This window comes from uncultured Christiangramia sp., from assembly GCF_913046405.1.
Lineage (GTDB): Bacteria > Bacteroidota > Bacteroidia > Flavobacteriales > Flavobacteriaceae > Christiangramia > Christiangramia marina.
In genome coordinates this window covers 1-19,989 of the sequence record NZ_CAJWRQ010000054.1, presented here as the reverse complement: position 1 = coordinate 19,989, position 19,989 = coordinate 1, and the positions used below count along the sequence as shown (strand labels likewise).

The following is a 19,989-nucleotide window of genomic DNA, read 5'->3' as shown; positions in this document are numbered from 1 at the left end:
TGCTAAATGTCTATTACCTAAATGCCAAGATAAAAGTGAATGGTGCTTATCATTCTTGGAGATTATATCTATTACATCTTCTTTTGCCGATTTAATTCGTACCCAATCACCATTTTCTAATTCTAAACCATCGTTATCTCTAAAACCAACAACTTTTTCCAAGGTTAACATCACCTCCTTTCCAGAATCTAATGTCAACATCTTTCTTCTACAAAAGCGATCTGCTGATATCATTGTAATTTGATCTTTTGATTTCTCATCAGGCCATAGACCTGATCTAGACCAAGACTTAATTATTAAAATTGTAATTCTCCTTATTAACTAATATAAAAAATACCTTTGAGCTAAAGGAAGTATCTCCGCAGGTTCACAAGTTAATAGCTCGCCGTCAGCCTTCACTTCATATGTTTCTGGATCCACCTTTATATCTGGTGTATAATGGTTTAAAACCATATCAGATTTTGATATATTTCTTGTCCCACTTACTGGAATAAGTTTTTTCTCTAATTTTAGTGCTTCCTTTAATCCATTATCATAAGCAATTTGAGAGACAAATATAATAGAACCACTCTGCATTGAACTACCAAATTGTCCAAACATAGGTCTATAATGAACTGGCTGAGGTGTGGGAATGGACGCATTTGGATCACCCATTAAAGAAGCGTTTATTACACCACCTTTAATAATTTTTTCAGGTTTAGCTCCAAAGAACGCTGGATCCCATAAAACCAAGTCGGCTAATTTGTTCTTTTCTACAGACCCCACCACATGAGAAATTCCATGGGAAATTGCGGGATTTATAGTGTATTTTGCTATATACCTTTTACATCTTAAATTATCATTTCCTGTATCATCTTCAGGTAAAAAACCTCTCTGCAATTTCATTTTTGAAGCTGTCTGCCAAGTCCTTGTGATTACTTCTCCTACTCTTCCCATAGCTTGACTATCTGATGCAATCATAGAAAAAGCTCCCATATCATGTAAGATATCTTCCGCAGCTATAGTTTCAGCTCGAATGCGACTCTCAGCAAATGCTATATCTTCTGGAATTTTTGGATCAAGATGATGACATACCATTAACATATCTAAATGCTCATCAATCGTGTTTATGGTGTAAGGTCTTGTTGGATTTGTTGAAGAAGGTAAAACATTTTTCTCTCCAGCCAAGCGTATTATGTCAGGAGCATGTCCTCCCCCAGCTCCTTCAGTATGAAATGCATGAATACATCTTCCTTTAAATGCTGCAATAGTGTTTTCTACAAAGCCAGATTCATTTAATGTATCTGTGTGTATAGTAACTTGAACATCCATTTTATCTGCAACTTTAAGACATGTATCGATAGAGGAAGGCGTGGTCCCCCAGTCTTCATGTAACTTAAGACCGCATGCTCCAGCTCTGACTTGCTCTAATAGAGGTTTTGTATTAGATGCATTTCCCTTCCCAAAAAAGCCTAAATTAACTGGTAATCCTTCTGCCGCTTCTAGCATTTTAGTTATATGCCATGGTCCAGGTGTACATGTAGTTGCATTTGTTCCTTCTGCGGGCCCCGTTCCTCCACCTAGCATAGTGGTAATCCCAGAATATAAAGCTTCTTCCACTTGCTGAGGGCTAATAAAATGAATATGCGCATCGATCCCTCCTGCAGTCAAAATTTTACCCTCAGCTGCAATTACTTCTGTCCCGGGACCTATAATTATATTCACATTAGGTTGTACATCAGGATTACCTGCTTTACCTATTTCTGAAATATAACCATTAATAATTCCTATATCTGCTTTAATTACTCCACAATAATCTAAAATTACAGCATTAGTAATGACAGTGTCGACAGCTCCTTCTGAATTGCTTATCTGACTTTGTCCCATTCCATCTCTAATTACTTTACCTCCCCCAAATTTTACTTCTTCTCCATAAACAGTATGATCTGTTTCTACCTCTATAAATAATTCTGTATCTGCAAGCCTTATTTTATCTCCCACTGTAGGACCGTACATTGCTGCATAAGATTTTCTATTAATTTTATTTGTCATGATTTTTTGCCTTCTTTAAAGGCCCATTAACAAGGGCATTAAAACCGTAAATATTTTTTTTCCCTAAATAATCAACTAATTGAACTTCTCTACTTTGTCCTGGTTCAAAACGAATAGCTGTTCCTGATGCAATATTTAGCCTCATGCCTAAAGTTTTGTTTCTATCAAATTTAAGAAAAGAATTTACCTCATAAAAAAGCCTTTAAGAAAACTTAAAGGCTTTTTTCAGGATTTTTTAGGTTCTTTTGGGACTTTTTTAAGGTTTTTGGGCTTTTTTCAGGACTTTTTGAATTTTAATCTGAAGGATTCTAAACCTGAAAAATGATTCCGGGTTCTTCCGCAGCGAAACCAACAGGCTACTTCTTACCAGGACTTAAAATAGAGTTCTATATAGTAGTAAATAGAAAATTTCAATATTCAACTTTATATGCACAAAATTGAATACTGAAATTTCTAAAATTGATCTGCGTATAGTTTAAAAGATGTGGTTTAAACCTAGCTTTTTTCTACCGTTTTACGATCCCAACCTCTGTCTACACCTAATTGTTTTTGTTCTTCTATACTTTCTTTTCGAAGGTTATGTAGTGTGTACGCGAGGTAACCTGCATAGAGAACAGAAAATACTCCTATTCCTAATTTCCCGCCTTTGATCGCGGCTTTCTTACCAGATTTGTAAATAATTCCTCTTACTAAAAATTTAGTTCCTAATTTCATTATATGTCCAATACCCATAATTTTTATTTTGATTGATTTTTATTAATTCTATGCTTTTCCGGTTGGTTTTACTAAAAGCTCATTCACATTTACAGAAGCTGGTTGTGAAACCGCGTAATATACTGCATCTGCAATGCTCGCAGGATCCAACATGGGTTCATCACCTCCGTAATCCTTATCTTCCAGTAATTCAGTATCTGTAATTCCATCTCTTAAGTTGGTGTCTACTGTGCCTGGTTCGACCGCGGTAACCCGAATATTAAATTCAGGTGAAAGTTCCATTCTCATCGCCTTGCTAAGCTCGATGATCGCTGCTTTAGAGGCTCCATAGATGGCACCGCCGGCAAAAATTTCCTTTCCATCCACGCTGGCGATATTAATAATGTGACCATCCTCCTGTTTTTTCATAAGTGGTAGAACAGAGTAAATACATCTAAGCGTACCCTGAACATTCACTTCTATAGTAGACAACCATTCATCCAGGTGTCGGTTCTTTAAATAGGTGAGAGGCATAATCCCTGCAGAATTCACTAGAATGTCTATTCGGCCATATTTTTCGTCAACTTTGCCAAATGCTTTGGTGACACTTTCTGTGCTGGTGACATCCAGTTCCACAACCATAGATTCTCCTGGAAGTTCCTGCTGAATTTTTTCCATTTCAGGAACACTTCTGCTCGCCAGCACTACGGTGAAATTTTCATTAGACAATTTTATCGCGATCGCTTTGCCAATTCCGCTACTGGCTCCCGTGATAACCGCTACTCGATCCTTTTCATTCATCATTTTCATTTTAAGTAAGATGATTCTTTAAGAGCGTTTTCTGCGTTAAAATAGGTTCAAATAACACATATTTAACGAATTCGAACTTTCCTGAATTAAGATTCATTCTATCTTCGTAGAAATTTTCAGGATTTGACGAAGCACTTTTCCCTATTGTTTATTTTGATTTTTCTACTTGCAGCATGTAGCAGTGATGATGATGGCAACCAGAGCGTGCAGACCTCTGCAACCGCATGGGTGTTGGCGACGAACCATAACGGGGAAGTTAAAAAGTTTGATATCAATAATGCCACTTCCAGTACTTTCAAGCTAAATTCTTCAGACGCTGAAGGGATTTATTACAATTCTGCCGACAATGGTTTTACAATCGTATCCAGAATTCCTGGTAGACTGGAATCTTACCATAATATAACCGACTATGCCAATAGTGTCGAGGTTGAACTTGATGCAGATATTCTTGGCAATATTCATTACCAGAGCGGAAGGGATCTTGCCGTTCAGGGTGATATTTATGTGGTTTCAGATAATACAGATCTGGATCTTGATGAAACTACACCAGAAGGTCGGCTGTTCATTTATGTACGGGAAGAAAACTCCTTTAAACTTCGGAATGTTGTAACCACTAAATTCAAGCTCTGGGGTTTGGAGTTCATAGGAAATGATCTGTATGCAGCGGTGGATGAAACCAACAAGATTGCCGTGTACAGGGATTTTGCAGCTACTTATACTACGAATGTTCTGGCGACCGCGAATAAGCAGGTGGCATTCCAGGGGCTGCTTAGAACTCATGGTCTGGACTTCGATAATGGTATTATGGTGCTTTCAGATATTGGTGAAGCTGAATCTGCGACAGATGGAGGATTACATATTATTCAGAATTTTGAAGAAAAATTTAATGCTGCTCAAAATGGTTTTGTAGCCCTTGATGAGCAATTCCGGATCTCTGGCGATAATACCTTACTTGGTAATCCTGTGAATATTGTGTACAACAGCGCTTACAATGTGATATTTGTTGCTGAAGCTGCGAATAATGGTGGTAAGATCCTTGCTTTCAACGATGCGACTTCAGTTTCAGGAAATATATCACCAGACCTGCAATACGATATGCCGGGTGTTTCTTCTGTATTTTTCCATACAGAATAATCTTTGCTGAAGATCCCTTCAGAAAAAAAATAAGTATTTCAATTACCCTTTATCGCTGGTGGTTTCCGCAGGCTTGCTGCCCGTTTTAATTGAAGTTTGATGGCAAATTAAAAAATTGATATACTTTTGCAACTACAAACCAACAGATTTATGGCTAAGAATTTAGTGATTGTTGAGTCTCCTGCTAAGGCTAAAACCATTGAAAAGTTTCTGGGAAGCGATTATAAAGTTGCCTCCAGTTTTGGGCATATCGCTGATCTGCCCACTAAAGAGATAGGGGTTGATACCGAAGGAGATTTTACACCTAAATATATTGTATCCAAAGACAAAAAGGATGTTGTAAAAAAGCTTAAGAGTCTTGCTAAAACTGCTGAAATGGTATGGTTAGCAAGTGATGAGGATCGGGAAGGAGAGGCAATTGCCTGGCACCTTGCAGAGGAGCTTAAGCTGGAAGACGATAAAACTAAAAGGATTGTATTTCATGAGATCACCAAGTCGGCGATCCTGAAGGCGATCGATAATCCCAGGAAAATCGATTATAACCTGGTAAACGCTCAGCAGGCTCGTAGAGTTCTGGACAGGCTGGTAGGTTATGAACTTTCGCCAGTACTCTGGAGGAAAGTGAAAGGTGGTCTTTCGGCTGGTCGAGTACAATCTGTAGCAGTAAGACTGATCGTAGAGCGCGAAAGAGAAATTCAGGATTTTACCGCACAGGCATCTTATAGAATTGATGCTGAATTTTCTACGGAAGAAGGTAAGTCTTTTAAGGCTAAGATTCCGAAGAACTTTGATACAAAAGAAGAGGCAGAACAATTTCTGAAGGATAATCTCGGTGCAAGTTTTAAGGTTTCAGATCTTACTACGAAACCAGCGAAGAAAACTCCTGCACCTCCATTTACAACATCAACATTGCAACAGGAGGCTGCAAGAAAACTATATTTTTCAGTAAGTAAGACCATGACCATGGCACAACGACTATACGAGGCCGGTCATATTACTTATATGAGAACAGATTCTGTAAACCTTTCCGAAGAAGCCAGAAAGGGAGCTCAAGAAGAAATTGAAAAGGCTTACGGAGATAAGTACGCCAAGGCAAGACAATTTAAGGGAAAATCCAAGGGAGCTCAGGAAGCTCACGAAGCGATTCGTCCTACAAGTTTTAAAAAACATACAATATCCGGGGATCGTGATCAGCAAAGATTATACGAACTGATTTGGAAAAGAGCGATCGCGTCACAAATGAGCGACGCACAGCTGGAAAGAACCAATGTGAAGATTGAGGCAGATAAGCACGACAATCAATTTTCTGCCAATGGTGAAGTTTTGAAATTCGACGGATTCCTGAAAGTTTACCTGGAAGGTAGCGATGATGAGGATGAAGAACAAAGCGGAATGTTACCGGCTTTAAAGGTTTCACAAGCCTTAAACAACGAATATATCACTGCAACCGAAAGATTTACCAGGCCTCCTTATCGTTATACGGAAGCTTCGCTGGTTAAAAAACTGGAAGAACTTGGTATTGGTAGACCTTCTACGTATGCACCAACGATTTCAACCGTTCAATCCAGGAATTATATTGAAAAAGGATCTGTAGATGGAACCGAAAGAGAATATTTGCAATTCACTCTGAAGGATCAAAAGATTAGAGAAGAGAAATTATCCGAAACCGTAGGTAGTGATAAGGGGAAACTTGTTCCTACAGCAACCGGAATGGTTGTAAATGACTTTTTAGTGAATCATTTTTCCAATATTCTGGATTATAATTTCACCGCTAGAGTAGAAGAGAGTTTTGATAATATTGCTGAAGGAAATGAAGAGTGGAAGTCTATGATGAAGAACTTCTACAAAGATTTTCATCCTCATGTTCAGGATGTTGCACAAAATGCGGAAAGAGAAGTTGGGGAAAGAATTCTGGGTGAAGATCCGGAAAGCGGTAAACCTGTGAGTGTACGCTTAGGTAAATTCGGACCTATGGTGCAGATTGGTAGTGTGGAAGATGAGGAAAAGCCTCGTTTCGCCAGTTTGAGCCCGGACCAGAGCATGGAGACTCTAACTTATGAGCAGGCGATGGATCTTTTTCAATTACCAAAAACACTTGGTGAATATAAAGGGGAAAGTGTAGAGGTGAATAATGGGCGTTATGGCCCTTATGTACGCTTCGGGAAAACCTTTGTTTCTCTTGAAAAAGGAGAAGATCCTTTAAATGTTGAGTTTGACAGAGCCATGGAACTTATCAAGGAGAAAGAAAAGGCAGATGCTCCTATTTACGAATATAAGGATCATCCGGTTCAAAAAGGAGTTGGTAGATTCGGACCCTATTTGAAGTGGAATGGAATGTTCATTAATGTGAACAAGAAATATGACTTTGATAACCTTTCAGATAAAGATATCGAACAATTGATCGATGATAAGATTCAGAAGGAAAAAGATAAGTTGATTCACCACTGGGAAGATGAAGGAATTCGTGTGGAAAAAGCTCGTTGGGGAAGGTTTAATGTTATCAAAGGCAAAGCGAAGGTTGAGCTGCCTAAAACTACTAATGCTCAGGAACTGACCCTAGAAGAGGTGCAGGATATTCTGGAGAAAAGCGGGAAGACCAAGAAGAAGGCTGTCAAGAAAAAGCCGGCCAAGAAGAAAGCTGCGACCAAGAAGACGACTGCTAAAAAAACCACGGCCAAAAAGACTACTAAAAAGACATCACCCAAAAAGAAATAAAATATGGAGTTCGATTTTCTTAGTCCTGTATCAGAAAACTTACTGGATGAAATCACTCAACTGAATGCGCAAACCATTGGTGCGCAATTAAAACTCCATACATCTGAACATGGTTTACCAGACCTTGATAAGGTTAATGTAGCGATATTCGGAGTAAGAGAGAATCGCCGGGCTGTTAGAGAAGATTCAACACCCGATTTTGAGAGTTTACGCAGGCAGTTATATAGTCTGTATCCAGGAAACTGGCGTTTGAACCTGGCAGATCTGGGAGATATTCAAGAAGGAGATTCAGTTGAAGATACTTATTATGCAGTTTCGAAACTATGTGCAGATCTAATTAAACAGGATATCATTCCTGTAATTCTAGGTGGAAGTCAGGATCTGATCTATGCGCAGTATCGTGCATATGATCATCTCGATCAAATGGTGAACCTGGTAAATATCGATAGCAAATTTGATCTTGGTGATGCAGATAAACCTATTAGTAATCAGTCGTTTGTAGGAAAAATCGTCGTAGATAAGCCATATAATTTATTTAATTATTCTACGATTGGATATCAAACTTATTTTAACTCCCAGGAGGAGATAGAATTGATGGAGCGTTTGTTCTTTGAAGCTTATAGATTGGGAGAAGTGACCTCGAATATTGGTCACATGGAACCTATTATGCGGAATGCAAATCTTGTGGGTCTCGATATAAGATCTATAGACTCAGCATCTGCAAATTCAGATTACTTCAGTAGTCCGAATGGCTTTAATGGCAGGGAAATTTGTGCTTTATCACGATATGCAGGAATTAGTGATAAAGTAAGTTCATTTGGTGTTTATGAATATCAGAATGAGATGAATAAACTCACTCATACACTGGTAGCACAGATCATCTGGTATTTCATTGAAGGGGTAAATTACCGCACAAATGAGAATACAATTTCGGCCAAAAAAGATTTTATAAAATATCAGGTTCCAATAGATGATGACATACTGGTATTCTTTAAGAGTCCTGTAAGTGGGCGTTGGTGGATCGAAATTCCTTTTTTAAATTCGGTCAATAATAAATTAAAAAGGCATACGTTATTACCTTGCAGTGAAGAAGATTATCTGGAGGCTTGCAACCAGGTGATCCCTGAACGGTGGTATAAGGCCAAAAGAAAAAACGAAGTATAAAATAATAAAGTCAGGCATTATCGGTAATTGCTGTATTTTTATCGGAAATATTGTTTTTTAAAAAATATTTAGATAGGTTTACTGCCTTAAATCAAAATGTCTTAACCTAAGATAATTATGAAGAAGTATATTTCGCTCATTGCTGTTCTGGCCTTGCTTTCAAGCTGTGGTGGAGGCGATCGTGGACAGCTAGTAGGTGCGGAGGGAAAGAAGTGGAATCCGGAGAAACCTTATGGTATGACATTAATTCCTGGTGGTTCGTTCGTCATGGGTAAATCTGATGATGATATTGCCGGACAGAAGAATGCTCCTCCAAAGACCGTTACCGTACGTTCATTTTATATGGATGAGACTGAGATCACTAACTCTGAATATCGACAATTTGTGGATTGGGTAAAGGATTCTGTAGTAAGGGTGGAACTTGCTAAAATGGCTGAGTTACAAGGTGCTACTGCGGGTGATAATGGGATTGGTGAATTTGCCTTTGCAGACGCTGAAGAAGGAAATATGACTCCTTACGAAGAGTACATGTTAAATACTTATGGTCAGGGTGGTCCTTCAGAAGATTACTCGAATAGAAGGCTGAATAAAGATATCGACATTTACTGGGATACTGAAGATTATCCGGATGTATACTATGCCGAGGTAATGGATTCGATGTATATCCCAATGGATGAAGTATACAACGGTCAGAGAACTATCGATGTAAAGAAATTAAAATTCCAGTATTCTTATATGGACATTCAGTCTGCCGCTAAAAAGCAGGGTGACCGAAGTAACTATATCAAGAATGAACAAGTTTCTGTTTATCCCGATACGACAGTTTGGATTAGAGACTTTAATTACTCATACAATGAGCCTATGCATAATGACTATTTCTGGCATAGTGCATTTGATGATTACCCTGTTGTTGGTGTTTCCTGGAAGCAGGCAAGAGCATTTACTCAATGGAGAACAAAATATCATAATGACTTCCGAAGAGAAAAAGGAGATTCAAACGTACCTTCTTACAGGCTCCCAACCGAAGGTGAGTGGGAATATGCTGCTCGTGGAGGTCTGGAAGGTGGAACTTACCCATGGGGTGGTCCTTACACTCTGAACGATCGAGGTTGTTTTATGGCTAACTTTAAGCCTCTTCGAGGTGATTATGCCGCAGATCAGGCGCTTTACACAGTAGAAGCTAAGTCGTATGACCCTAATGATTACGGTTTATACAATATGGCTGGTAACGTAGGAGAATGGGTGGACTCAAGTTATGATCCAGGTTCTTACGAATATATGTCTACAATGAACCCGACCGTGAACAATCCACAGGATATGCGGAAAGTAGTGAGAGGTGGTTCATGGAAAGATGTGGCTTACTTCTTACAGGTAAGCTCAAGGGATTACGAATATATGGATTCAGCCAGAAGCTATATTGGCTTTAGGACTGTTCAGGATTATCTTGGAACAGATGTTACGCTGAATCAATCCAGCAAATAATATTAGAACTTCAACCTATCAATAAACCAACAAAAAAATTTAAAGCTTAAAGTTATGGCAAAATCAAGAGGAGCAAAACGGGTGACCAATATGGTATATGGTCTTGGTGCATCTGTAGTTATATTAGGAGCGCTATTTAAAATTATGCACTGGCCGGGTGGTAATGAAATGCTTATTGCCGGTCTAATCGTGGAAGCATTGGTGTTTGCCTACTCAGCTTTCGAACCAATTGATGATGAACTTGACTGGTCATTAGTGTATCCAGAATTAGCTGGAGGTACAGGAGCAAGAAGAGATGCAGTTGTAGTGGAGCAGAAAGAAGCTGAAGCATCTTTGTCTAAGAAACTTGATGCGATGTTGAAAGAGGCAAAATTGGATGCAGATCTAATGTCTTCTTTAGGAAATAGTATTAGAAATTTTGAAGGTGCCGCAAAAGGAATTGCCCCAACAGTTGACTCAATGGCTTCTCAAAAGAAATATAGTGAAGAATTAACTGTAGCTGCTGCTCAAATGGAAACATTGAACAGTATCTATAAAGTACAGGTTGAATCTGCTTCTAAACAGGCAGAGGTTAATCAGGCTGTTGCAGAAAATGCGGGTAAACTTAAAGCACAAATGGATTCGTTAGCAAATAATATGGCTTCTCTAAACAATGTTTACGGAGGAATGCTAACAGCTATGAATGGAAAACCAAGAGTCTAATTGAATATTCAATTAAGCGAATTATTAATTAAAATATCTAATTAGACATGGCATCCGGAAAACAATCGCCAAGGCAGAAGATGATTAACCTAATGTATTTGGTTTTCATCGCTATGATGGCACTAAATATGTCCAAAGAGGTTCTTACCGCATTTGGAATGATGAATGAAAAATTGAGTACGGCTAACGCTACTGCAGAGAATCGAAATGCTGCTTATATGGCTGGTCTTGCTGAGAAAGTAGATGAACAACCTGCAAAGTACACCTCAATTAAAGAGAACGCAGACAAGATCGACCAGTTATCAACACAACTTAACGATTACATTGAAGGGGTAAAGAATAATCTTACTGCCGATATGGAAAAGGAAGATAACGGTAAGTGGAATTATGAGGAAATGGACAAGGCTGATCAACTTGATGAAATGTTCTTCCAGAGTGGCAGAGTTTCTCCAACGGGTCAGGAATTTGTAGATCAGATCGATAATTATCGTGAGCAGGTTTCTGCAATCCTTGAAAATAAATACCCTCAACTTGCTGCAAATGTAAGAAGAGAATTCGCTACAGAAGAAGTTACAGATGGTGACGGGGTTACCAAGCCATGGCTATATTATAACTACCAGGGATTCCCTTTGATCGCTTCATTGACTAAGATGACTCAGATTCAAGCGGATGTAAAGAGTACAGAAAGTGAGATCTTGTCTCAAATGTTATCTGGACAATTACAGAGCGATGTTTCTTTAAGTAATTACCAGGCAATCGTAATTCCAGACAAACCGGCATTTTTTAGCGGTGAGGAATTCAGTGGTAAAGTGGTTCTAGGACGTTTTGATAACACTTTACAGTTCGAGAAAGTAACTATCAACGGTAAGGAAGTTGAAAATACTCAAGCGGGACAGGTGGTATTAAAGTTCCCTGCTGGAAATGTAGGTGAGCAAAAAATTACTGGTGAGCTTCAGTATCTTGAGAATGATTCTTTAAAAAGTATTGAGATCTCAGATTCTTATAATGTGATTCCGTTGCCAAATTCTGCTGTTATCTCAGCAGATAAGATGAATGTGGTATATCGTGGAGTTCAGAACCCAATGACGATTTCCATTCCTGGTGTAAGCAGTGTTAGTGCAAATGCTCCAGGGCTTAGAGCTTCTGGTGGTGCTGGAAGTTATATGATGGATGTTACTACTCTACAGGCCAGAGAAGTTACTATTAGCGTAAGCGGTGAACTTCCAGGAGGTAAGACTGTTTCAGACAGAAAAACTTTCCGAGTAAAGGATATTCCTCGACCAGTTGGAACGATTCGTGGAGAAGATGGATCTGTATCCATGCAGAGAAATTCCTTGGAAATCGCTACAGTTGGAGCTAACCTTCCAGATTTCGATTTCGATTTAAATCTTAATGTTACAGGATTTAAATTTAAGGTACCTGGTCAGCCAACGATCAACGTAAGTGGTAGTCGACTTGATGACAGAGCTAAAGCCGCTCTTAGAAGAGCTGGTAGAGGTGAATCTGTTCAGATTTATGATATTAATGCTTCCCTGCAGGGGAACTCAAGTTATAAGCTTAAGAAAGTTGCGCCAGTCGTAATTGAGCTTACAAACTAAAAATTGAATATAATGAGCTTGAAAGAAATTTTTGTTTATGGTTTTGTGATGATGATGGGTGCTTCTTCTTTCGGTCAGGCAAACATCCTGAATGCGAATAAACCTGAGGACATCGGGAAGAAATCGCAAGCTCAGGCTATGGTAGATCAGGAAGACAAACCTCTCGAATATGGGTACGTTGGAGACCGTGATATTTTATGGTCTAAAGGAACCTGGGAGATCATAGATTTGGATGAAAGAGTGAACTTTCCAATGTACTATCCAATAGATACCAATAATATTGGTTCTAGCAGAAGGTCATTGTATGATGTGCTTACTTCAGCTATCAAACAGGGGAAGATTCAAAACGTTTACGCCGATTCTTATTTTACTGAAAAACGTACTTTAAAAGATATTAGCGCTACTATTTCCAAAGTGGATACAACAGATCTCGGGATCGAACAGTATAATGCAGGGGAAGAGGTAGATGCTCAATTCATTGATCGTCGGGATCTTGGAGCTGCAGATATCGTAGAATATCATATTCGTGGGATCTGGTATTTTGATAAGCGTCTTGCAGAATTAAAGTATAGAATTCTAGGGATTGCTCCGGTAGCACCAGATGTTAACTTTATAGATTCAGGACAAACAGATTTGGTTGAGTTATTCTGGGTATGGTATCCAGATGCGCGTGAAGTTCTTCATGATGCACTGGTATTCACCGGAGGTAACACGGCGCAAACCATTACATTCGATCACTTATTGAACGCCAGGCGTTTTGATGGTGTCATCTACAAAGAAGATAATGTGCAGGGTGACCGTGAGATCGATGAGTATATCGCAGATAATGCATTTATGCAACTGTTGGAATCTCAGAGAATCAAAGAGCAAATTCGAAACTTTGAACAGGATATGTGGAGTTACTAACATCACTTTTTAATATTCAAAAGCGCTCTTCTAGGAGCGCTTTTTTTATTTTAAACTCATGGTAAATAAAAAGGTAGATTTTATAATCGTAGGGGCTGGTCTTGCTGGGCTGGCTATTAGCCGTGAACTACATTCAAGAGGCAAAAGCTTTATCACTTTTGATAACAGCTCCCAAACCTCTTCGTATGTTGCGGGAGGTATTTTTAATCCAGTTATTCTAAAGCGATTTACGCCCGCATGGAAAGCTAAAGAACAAATGGAAATTTCTATTCCATTTTACGCTGAATTGGAACAGGAACTACAGCAGAAGTTTATACGTCACTGGGATATTTATAGAAGATTTTATTCAATAGAAGAGCAAAATGACTGGTTCGTAGCTGCAGACAAACCCTTACTAGCACCTTTTCTGGATCAAAAACTGGTAAAGAATTCTAATCCTTCAGTAGAGACAGATTATGGGTTTGGACGCGTTATGCATACCGGAAACATCGATACCGAAATTATGTTAGATGCTTATCGAGATCAGCTTCAGAAGAAACAGCAATTGATCGCTGAAAAATTTGACCATGATCTTGTGAAAATGGATAGTGACTGCATAATGTACAGGGATATACATGCAAAGTATATTATTTTTTGCGAAGGATTCGGTGTCACCAAGAATCCGTTTTTCAACTATTTTCCACTACACGGGAATAAAGGTGAATATATTATTATCAAAGCACCAGAACTTAAGCTTGAATTTGCCATCAAAGCTTCAGTTTTTATAATGCCTATGGGAAATGACCTGTACAAGGTAGGAGCGACCTATAATAATCATGATAAAACTCCAGAAATAACTTCAAAAGCTAGGGAGCAACTGGAAGCTTCCTTAAAACAGGTGATCAATGTAAGTTATAAGGTAGTGGAGCAGGTGGCAGGCATACGTCCTACTTCGGGGGATAGACGTCCTGTAGTTGGAAAACACCCGGAATTTGACACTATGTATTGCTTCAACGGTTTTGGTAGTCGTGGTGTTCTAATAGCTCCTTATCTCGCGCCAAAATTGGCTGATCATATACTTGAGAATTCTACTTTAGAAAAAGAAATTGATATTGCGAGGTTTCAGAAAAGATATTTTAAAAGATACTAGGCCTTACCTGCATTCTTCTTATAACTGAAAAAGAGGTTTATCCAGATATTACGTGACAACCTCATGATCACAGGCATAAACACAATAAGGGTACCAACAATTGCAAAAAAGGAAGTTAAGAGGCTAGCACTTAGAAATACGTATGCAATAACAAAAGCCGCCACCGCAAAGGCGATTCCTAAACCGTAGCTTACATACATAGCCCCGTAAAAGAATGAAGGCTCTATTTTGTACTTCGTGCCACAATTACTACAACGTTCGTGCATTTCGTAAACCCGGTTGAGTTTATAGGGGTTTTGCTCTTTATACATGCTTTCTTCCTGACACACAGGACAGGTGCCTGTGACAATACTATAAACTTTAGTTCCTTTAAGCATGATGATCGTTTTTTTTGCAATTCAAATTTAAGCATCTTTGCACGAATTCTAAAGTTACAATAGTTACAAAATGCTCAATATTCATAATTTATCAGTATCGTTCCAGGGTGAATATCTCTTTAAAGAGGTAAGTTTTAGACTAGGTGCAGGAGATCGGGTAGGTCTTATTGGAAAGAACGGGGCTGGGAAATCCACCATGTTAAAGATCATTTCTGGAGAACAGGAATATGATACCGGGCAGATCGCTAAGGATAAAGAACTTAGAATTGGTTTTTTAAAGCAGGATCTGGAATTTGAACAGGGAAGAACAGTGATCGATGAAGCTCACCAGGCATTTGCAGAAATTAAGCAGCTGGAAGCGAAAATGGAGCATATCAATGAACAACTTGCTACCAGAACAGATTACGAAAGTGATTCCTATAGTCAATTGATTGAAGATCTAAGTGAGATCACTCACCAGTATGAGATCATTGGTGGTTATAATTATGAGGGTGAAACTGAAAAGGTATTGCAGGGACTTGGTTTCCAACGGGAAGATTTTGAGAAACTAACCCAGACTTTTTCCGGTGGATGGAGAATGCGTATTGAACTGGCTAAACTTCTACTACAGAGTAATGATATTTTGCTATTAGATGAGCCTACCAACCACCTTGATATCGAAAGTATCATCTGGCTGGAAAGTTTTCTGAATAATTATACCGGTTGTGTGATGCTGGTATCTCACGATAAAATGTTTTTGAATAATGTGACCAATAGAAGTATTGAAATCTCCCTGGGACACATCTATGATTACCGAAAGCCTTATTCTGAATTTATAGAATTCAGAAAAGAATTACGGGAGCAGCAACTTGCAGCTCAGAAGAATCAGCAGAAGGAAATTGAGAATACAGAAAAACTGATCGATAAATTTAGGGCTAAAGCCAGTAAGGCTTCCATGGCTCAATCACTTATCAAAAGGCTTGATAAAATAGATCGTATTGAAGTTGATGAAGATGATAATTCAGTAATGAGCGTAAATTTTCCGGTTTCGGTAACCCCGGGGAAGGTTGTTATTGAGGCAGAGAATCTTCAGAAGTTTTACGGAGATAAGCAGATTCTAAAAGATGTTGAACTACTTATTGAAAGACAAAGTAAGATCGCATTTGTGGGTCAGAATGGACAGGGGAAAACAACACTGGCAAAGATCATCATAGGTGAAATATCACATAAAGGAACTTTAAAACTTGGCCACAATGTACAACTTGGATACTTTGCCCAGAACCAAGCCGAATATCTAGATGGGGAAAAGACCGTGTTGGCAACTATGGAAGATGCTTCCAATGAAACAAACCGCACGAAAGTAAGAGATATGCTTGGTGCATTTCTTTTTAGAGGAGATGAAGTTGAAAAGAAAGTAAAAGTGCTTTCCGGTGGAGAAAGAAACAGGCTCGCCTTGTGTAAAATGTTGCTGGAACCATTCAATGTTCTGGTAATGGATGAGCCTACGAATCACTTAGATATAAAATCCAAGAACGTATTGAAGGATGCCTTGAAGAATTTCGAAGGTACCCTGATCATCGTTTCTCACGACAGGGACTTTTTGCAAGGACTTACAAGTAGAGTTTACGAATTTCGTGATCATAAGATCAGAGAGTATCTTGGGGATCTGGATTATTACCTTGATCAAAGAAAGATGCAGGATATGAGAGCTGTGGAGAAGTCGGATAAAGGCAGAAAAAACAAGCAGGACAAGACCAAAAATAAACAGTCTTCTTTTGAAGATCAGAAAGAGGCAAAAAGACTTAAGAACCAATTGAGCAAAGTAGAAGCAAAGATCACGAAGCTTGAAAAAGATATTAAGTCTAAAGATAAGGAGCTGGCTCAAAATTATGAGAAAACAATTACCAGAACAGATTTTTTGAATAAGTATAACGAATCAAAAAAGAAACTGGAGAATTTGATGAAGGAATGGGAAGAAATTCAATTCAGCCTGGAAGAAATTAACTAATTAGATTTTTTAATTAAACTATCAGGGCTTAATTGAGTCCAACGACTACCATGGATAAACGCAAGATCATACTTTCTCTACTGGGCGTCGTGCTCATAGTAGGTGCCATTTTTGGGGCAAAGGCTATCATAGACAGCAAAGAACAGCCTAAATCAAATATTCAGAAGACCGTAAAAACGGTATTCGTAGATACGGTTCAAAATTCTTCTATAGCTATAAAGATTCCCGCGAACGGGAACCTGGTAGCGAAAGATCGGGTAGAACTCTACGCAGAAGTTCAGGGAGTGTTTCGCTACAGTTCTCAGGATTTCAAAGCAGGACAGGCATACAAGAAAGGGCAGACGCTTTTGAAGATCGATGCAGCAGAATACGAAGCAAGTGTACAATCAGCTAAAAGTGAACTTTACAACCAGATCACGGCGATCATGCCAGATCTTAGACTGGACTACCCGGAGATCTTTCCGAAGTGGCAGGAATATTTAAATAATCTTGATGTTAACAGTTCTATCCCGCCATTGCCAGAACCAGCTAATGATAAAGAGCGTTATTTTATAAGCGGTCGAGGTATTAATTCTGCATATTTCAATATTAAAAATCTTGAGCAGCGCCTGGTAAAGTACAGGATTACTGCGCCATTTAACGGAGTTCTAACCGAAGCACTGGTTACCGAGGGAACTTTGATTCGAAACGGACAGAAACTGGGAGAATTTATAGATCCCGAGGTTTATGAACTTCAGGTTTCAATAGGAAAACAGTACGCAGATCTCTTAAAGGTTGATGAAAAAGTAAGTCTTACCGATAATAGTGGTAACAGAAGTTACGAAGGCAAAGTAAGCCGAATTAATGCAAGGATAGATCAGGCTACACAGACCGTGAATGTCTTTATCGAAGTAGCTGCCCAAGGTTTGAAGGAAGGTATGTATATGCAGGCCAATCTGGATGCAAGAAATGAAGAAAATGCGATCGAAATTGATCGAAGCTTAGTGAATGATCGTAATGAGATATTTACCGTTCAGGATTCCGTATTAAAAACCATCGAAGTGAAGCCGGTATATTTTTCAGACCGAAAAGTGGTGATTAAAGGTGTACCAGATGGGGAAGTGATCATAACCAGACAGGTTTCCGGAGCATATAATGGGATGCCGGTAAAGATTGCTGAAGAAAATAATACGGCAGATACTGCAGCTAGTTCTGATTCAAATTCTGAAAGCAAGGTACAATGAGAAGTATCATAAGTTACTTTATAAAGTACCACGTTGCGGTGAATGTGATGATCATCGCATTTGTCATATTTGGAGTTGTGGGAATGTTGCGAATGCAATCTTCCTTTTTCCCATTGATCGAATCTGAGATCATAACCATCAATGTTACCTATCCCGGAGCAGCGCCTGAAGAAATTGAGGAAGGAATTGTTCTTAAAATTGAACATAACCTCAAAGGCCTGGTGGGAGTAGACCGGGTAACTTCAGTTTCAAGAGAGAATGGTGGTAGCATCACAGTGGAAATTGATTCAGACGAAGATATTGATGTGATGCTTTCCGAAGTGAAGAACGCAGTGGATAGAGTTCCTAATTTTCCGTCGGGTATGGAGCCATTGGTGGTCGCGAAACAGGAAAATATCCGTGAAACTTTTGACTTCTTTGTTAGCGGTGAGGGAGTGGACCTTGCAACTTTAAAGCAAATAGGAAGGCAGATCGAATATGATCTAAGAGCAATGGACGGTCTTTCTCAAATTGAACTGTCTGGATTTCCTGATGAAGAGATCGAAATTGCAGTCGATGAAAATGACCTGCTGGCCTTTAATATAACTTTTACAGAAGTAGCCCAAGCTGTTGCTCAGGCCAATATACTTACCACTGGTGGTAGTATTAAAACACAGGAAGAAGATTTCCTAATTCGTGCTGATAATCGTTCTTACTACGGAAAGGAATTGAATAAGTTGGTAGTAAAGTCACAAGCTGATGGGACTACCGTTACCCTGGAAGATGTGGCTACTATTCGCGACAGGTTTTCAGAAACTCCGAATGCATCTTATATCAATGGACAAATCGCGGTAAGCGTCAATATATCTACGACTAATAATGAGGATCTTATTTCTGCTGCAGAAAAGGTTCGTAATTATGTAGAAGAATTTAACGAGAAAAATGATACGCTAAAGATCATTGTGGAAGATGACCGTAGTATCACGCTAAATCAAAGAACGCAACTGCTAATTGAGAATGGAGCGGTTGGTATTATTTTAGTGCTTCTTTTTCTCTCATTTTTTCTAAATACCAGGCTGGCATTTTGGGTAGCATTCGGGCTTCCTATTTCTTTTCTTGGAATGTTCATTTTTGCCGCGGGACTTGGGGTAACTATCAATGTACTCTCATTATTCGGGATGATTATCGTGATCGGGATCCTGGTAGATGACGGGATTGTTATTTCAGAAAATATCTACCAGCATTACGAACGAGGTAAAAAGCCGGTGCAGGCGGCCATTGATGGAACAATGGAAGTGTTACCACCGATTCTTTCCGCGATCATTACGACAATTCTTGCATTTTCCACATTCCTGTTTTTAGATAGTCGGATTGGAGAATTCTTCGGCGAAGTTAGTACCGTAGTTATTTTGACCCTGGTCGTTTCTTTGGTCGAAGCATTAATTATACTACCAGCGCACATTGCTCATTCGAGGGCTTTAGTTCGGGAAACTGAAGAAGAACAGAAAAAGAAGAAAGGCCTTTCGAGATTATTTCTGAAACTAAGGATCATCAATAAATATGGGGATCAATTGATGGCTTATCTACGGGATAAGCTATACGAACCTGTTATACGCGCTACAGTCGCACACAGGTTTCTAAGTCTCTCTATCCTGATCACACTGTTTATCCTGACAGTAGGTTCTGTAATGGGTGGTGTGGTGAACGTTACTTTATTTCCAAGTATCGCCAGCGACCGGGTAAGTATAGATCTATTGATGCCGGAAGGAACAAATCCTAAGAAGACAGATAGCATTATTTCCATGGTCGAAGATGCTGCATGGGGAGTGAGCAAAGATTTTACTGAACGCCAGACCGGAAATAAGCAGGTCGTTAAAAATATTGTTCGCAGAGTTGGACCGGGTAATAACAAAGCATCTTTGAGAGTGAATTTGTTACCGGGAGAAGAACGTGATTTTGGTTCTCCTGAAATTACCAATGCAATTCGGGACGAAGTAGGACAGGTTTACGGAGTCGAACGTTTAACCTTTGGTAGCGGTGGAAACTTTGGTGGAAAGCC

Annotated in this window: 15 protein-coding genes and 2 pseudogenes; 11 read left to right on the top strand and 6 right to left on the bottom strand. The window is 39.1% G+C overall.

Annotation, left to right across the window (positions count from 1 at the left end):
- The 5 genes and pseudogenes from QZ620_RS08630 to QZ620_RS08610 all read right to left on the bottom strand — a co-directional run.
- A pseudogene (locus tag QZ620_RS08630) lies at window positions 1-294 on the bottom strand (hypothetical protein); the annotation flags it as partial.
- 27 nt (window positions 295-321) lie between these two features.
- Window positions 322-2,031 (bottom strand): urease subunit alpha, encoded by a 1,710-nt coding sequence (gene ureC, locus QZ620_RS08625; RefSeq protein ID WP_295180767.1) that lies wholly within the window; start codon window positions 2,029-2,031, stop codon window positions 322-324.
- Window positions 2,021-2,227: pseudogene (locus tag QZ620_RS08620) on the bottom strand (urease subunit beta); the annotation flags it as partial. The gene ureC and the pseudogene QZ620_RS08620, both read right to left, overlap by 11 nt.
- A gap of 299 nt (window positions 2,228-2,526) precedes the next feature.
- Window positions 2,527-2,763: a hypothetical protein gene (locus QZ620_RS08615; RefSeq protein ID WP_295180764.1), complete on the bottom strand. Its 237-nt coding sequence runs from the start codon at window positions 2,761-2,763 to the stop codon at window positions 2,527-2,529.
- A gap of 30 nt (window positions 2,764-2,793) precedes the next feature.
- A complete protein-coding gene (locus QZ620_RS08610) occupies window positions 2,794-3,525 on the bottom strand; it encodes an SDR family oxidoreductase (RefSeq protein ID WP_295180762.1) in 732 nt (243 codons plus the stop codon).
- 162 nt (window positions 3,526-3,687) lie between these two features.
- Here QZ620_RS08610 and QZ620_RS08605 point away from each other — a divergent pair, with 162 nt between their 5' ends.
- The 8 genes from QZ620_RS08605 (at window position 3,688) to QZ620_RS08570 (ending at window position 14,364) form a co-directional block, all read left to right on the top strand.
- Window positions 3,688-4,668, top strand: coding sequence for a hypothetical protein (locus QZ620_RS08605; protein WP_295180760.1), 981 nt, complete (start codon window positions 3,688-3,690; stop codon window positions 4,666-4,668).
- A gap of 150 nt (window positions 4,669-4,818) precedes the next feature.
- Window positions 4,819-7,383: a type I DNA topoisomerase gene (topA, locus tag QZ620_RS08600; protein WP_295180758.1), complete on the top strand. Its 2,565-nt coding sequence runs from the start codon at window positions 4,819-4,821 to the stop codon at window positions 7,381-7,383.
- A 3-nt stretch (window positions 7,384-7,386) separates the two neighbouring features.
- Window positions 7,387-8,547: a formimidoylglutamase gene (locus QZ620_RS08595; RefSeq protein ID WP_295180756.1), complete on the top strand. Its 1,161-nt coding sequence runs from the start codon at window positions 7,387-7,389 to the stop codon at window positions 8,545-8,547.
- Between the two features lie 117 nt (window positions 8,548-8,664).
- Window positions 8,665-10,029 (top strand): gliding motility lipoprotein GldK, encoded by a 1,365-nt coding sequence (gldK, locus tag QZ620_RS08590; RefSeq protein WP_295180754.1) that lies wholly within the window; start codon window positions 8,665-8,667, stop codon window positions 10,027-10,029.
- A gap of 54 nt (window positions 10,030-10,083) precedes the next feature.
- Window positions 10,084-10,731 carry a gliding motility protein GldL gene (gldL, locus tag QZ620_RS08585; RefSeq protein ID WP_295180752.1) on the top strand — a complete coding sequence of 216 codons (648 nt, stop codon included), beginning with the start codon at window positions 10,084-10,086 and terminating at the stop codon, window positions 10,729-10,731.
- 47 nt (window positions 10,732-10,778) lie between these two features.
- Window positions 10,779-12,329, top strand: coding sequence for a gliding motility protein GldM (gene gldM / locus QZ620_RS08580; protein WP_295180750.1), 1,551 nt, complete (start codon window positions 10,779-10,781; stop codon window positions 12,327-12,329).
- Between the two features lie 12 nt (window positions 12,330-12,341).
- Window positions 12,342-13,235, top strand: coding sequence for a gliding motility protein GldN (gene gldN, locus QZ620_RS08575; protein WP_295180748.1), 894 nt, complete (start codon window positions 12,342-12,344; stop codon window positions 13,233-13,235).
- A gap of 58 nt (window positions 13,236-13,293) precedes the next feature.
- Window positions 13,294-14,364 carry an FAD-binding oxidoreductase gene (locus QZ620_RS08570; RefSeq protein ID WP_295180746.1) on the top strand — a complete coding sequence of 357 codons (1,071 nt, stop codon included), beginning with the start codon at window positions 13,294-13,296 and terminating at the stop codon, window positions 14,362-14,364.
- On the opposite strand, the gene QZ620_RS08565 is transcribed toward QZ620_RS08570, so the two are convergent.
- Window positions 14,361-14,744 carry a DUF983 domain-containing protein gene (locus QZ620_RS08565; RefSeq protein WP_295180770.1) on the bottom strand — a complete coding sequence of 128 codons (384 nt, stop codon included), beginning with the start codon at window positions 14,742-14,744 and terminating at the stop codon, window positions 14,361-14,363. The two genes, QZ620_RS08570 and QZ620_RS08565, sit on opposite strands and share 4 nt — an antisense overlap.
- Before the next feature lie 67 nt (window positions 14,745-14,811).
- On the opposite strand from QZ620_RS08565, the gene QZ620_RS08560 reads away from it, so the two are divergent.
- The 3 genes from QZ620_RS08560 to QZ620_RS08550 all read left to right on the top strand — a co-directional run.
- A complete protein-coding gene (locus QZ620_RS08560) occupies window positions 14,812-16,728 on the top strand; it encodes an ATP-binding cassette domain-containing protein (protein WP_295180744.1) in 1,917 nt (638 codons plus the stop codon).
- A 50-nt stretch (window positions 16,729-16,778) separates the two neighbouring features.
- Window positions 16,779-17,951, top strand: a complete 1,173-nt coding sequence (locus tag QZ620_RS08555) for an efflux RND transporter periplasmic adaptor subunit (RefSeq protein ID WP_295180769.1) — start codon at window positions 16,779-16,781, stop codon at window positions 17,949-17,951.
- A partial coding sequence (locus QZ620_RS08550) for an efflux RND transporter permease subunit (RefSeq protein WP_295180742.1) occupies window positions 17,948-19,989 on the top strand: 2,042 nt, incomplete at its 3' end. The genes QZ620_RS08555 and QZ620_RS08550, both read left to right, overlap by 4 nt.

What these genes read in the sequence shown, in the direction of transcription:
- ureC (WP_295180767.1), bottom strand. Translation starts at nt 2,031, where the DNA reads ATGACAAATAAAATTAATAGAAAATCTTATGCAGCAATGTACGGTCCT.
- QZ620_RS08615 (WP_295180764.1), bottom strand. Translation starts at nt 2,763, where the DNA reads ATGGGTATTGGACATATAATGAAATTAGGAACTAAATTTTTAGTAAGA.
- QZ620_RS08610 (WP_295180762.1), bottom strand. Translation starts at nt 3,525, where the DNA reads ATGAATGAAAAGGATCGAGTAGCGGTTATCACGGGAGCCAGTAGCGGA.
- topA (WP_295180758.1), top strand. Translation starts at nt 4,819, where the DNA reads ATGGCTAAGAATTTAGTGATTGTTGAGTCTCCTGCTAAGGCTAAAACC.
- QZ620_RS08595 (WP_295180756.1), top strand. Translation starts at nt 7,387, where the DNA reads ATGGAGTTCGATTTTCTTAGTCCTGTATCAGAAAACTTACTGGATGAA.
- gldK (WP_295180754.1), top strand. Translation starts at nt 8,665, where the DNA reads ATGAAGAAGTATATTTCGCTCATTGCTGTTCTGGCCTTGCTTTCAAGC.
- gldL (WP_295180752.1), top strand. Translation starts at nt 10,084, where the DNA reads ATGGCAAAATCAAGAGGAGCAAAACGGGTGACCAATATGGTATATGGT.
- gldM (WP_295180750.1), top strand. Translation starts at nt 10,779, where the DNA reads ATGGCATCCGGAAAACAATCGCCAAGGCAGAAGATGATTAACCTAATG.
- gldN (WP_295180748.1), top strand. Translation starts at nt 12,342, where the DNA reads ATGAGCTTGAAAGAAATTTTTGTTTATGGTTTTGTGATGATGATGGGT.
- QZ620_RS08570 (WP_295180746.1), top strand. Translation starts at nt 13,294, where the DNA reads ATGGTAAATAAAAAGGTAGATTTTATAATCGTAGGGGCTGGTCTTGCT.
- QZ620_RS08560 (WP_295180744.1), top strand. Translation starts at nt 14,812, where the DNA reads ATGCTCAATATTCATAATTTATCAGTATCGTTCCAGGGTGAATATCTC.
- QZ620_RS08555 (WP_295180769.1), top strand. Translation starts at nt 16,779, where the DNA reads ATGGATAAACGCAAGATCATACTTTCTCTACTGGGCGTCGTGCTCATA.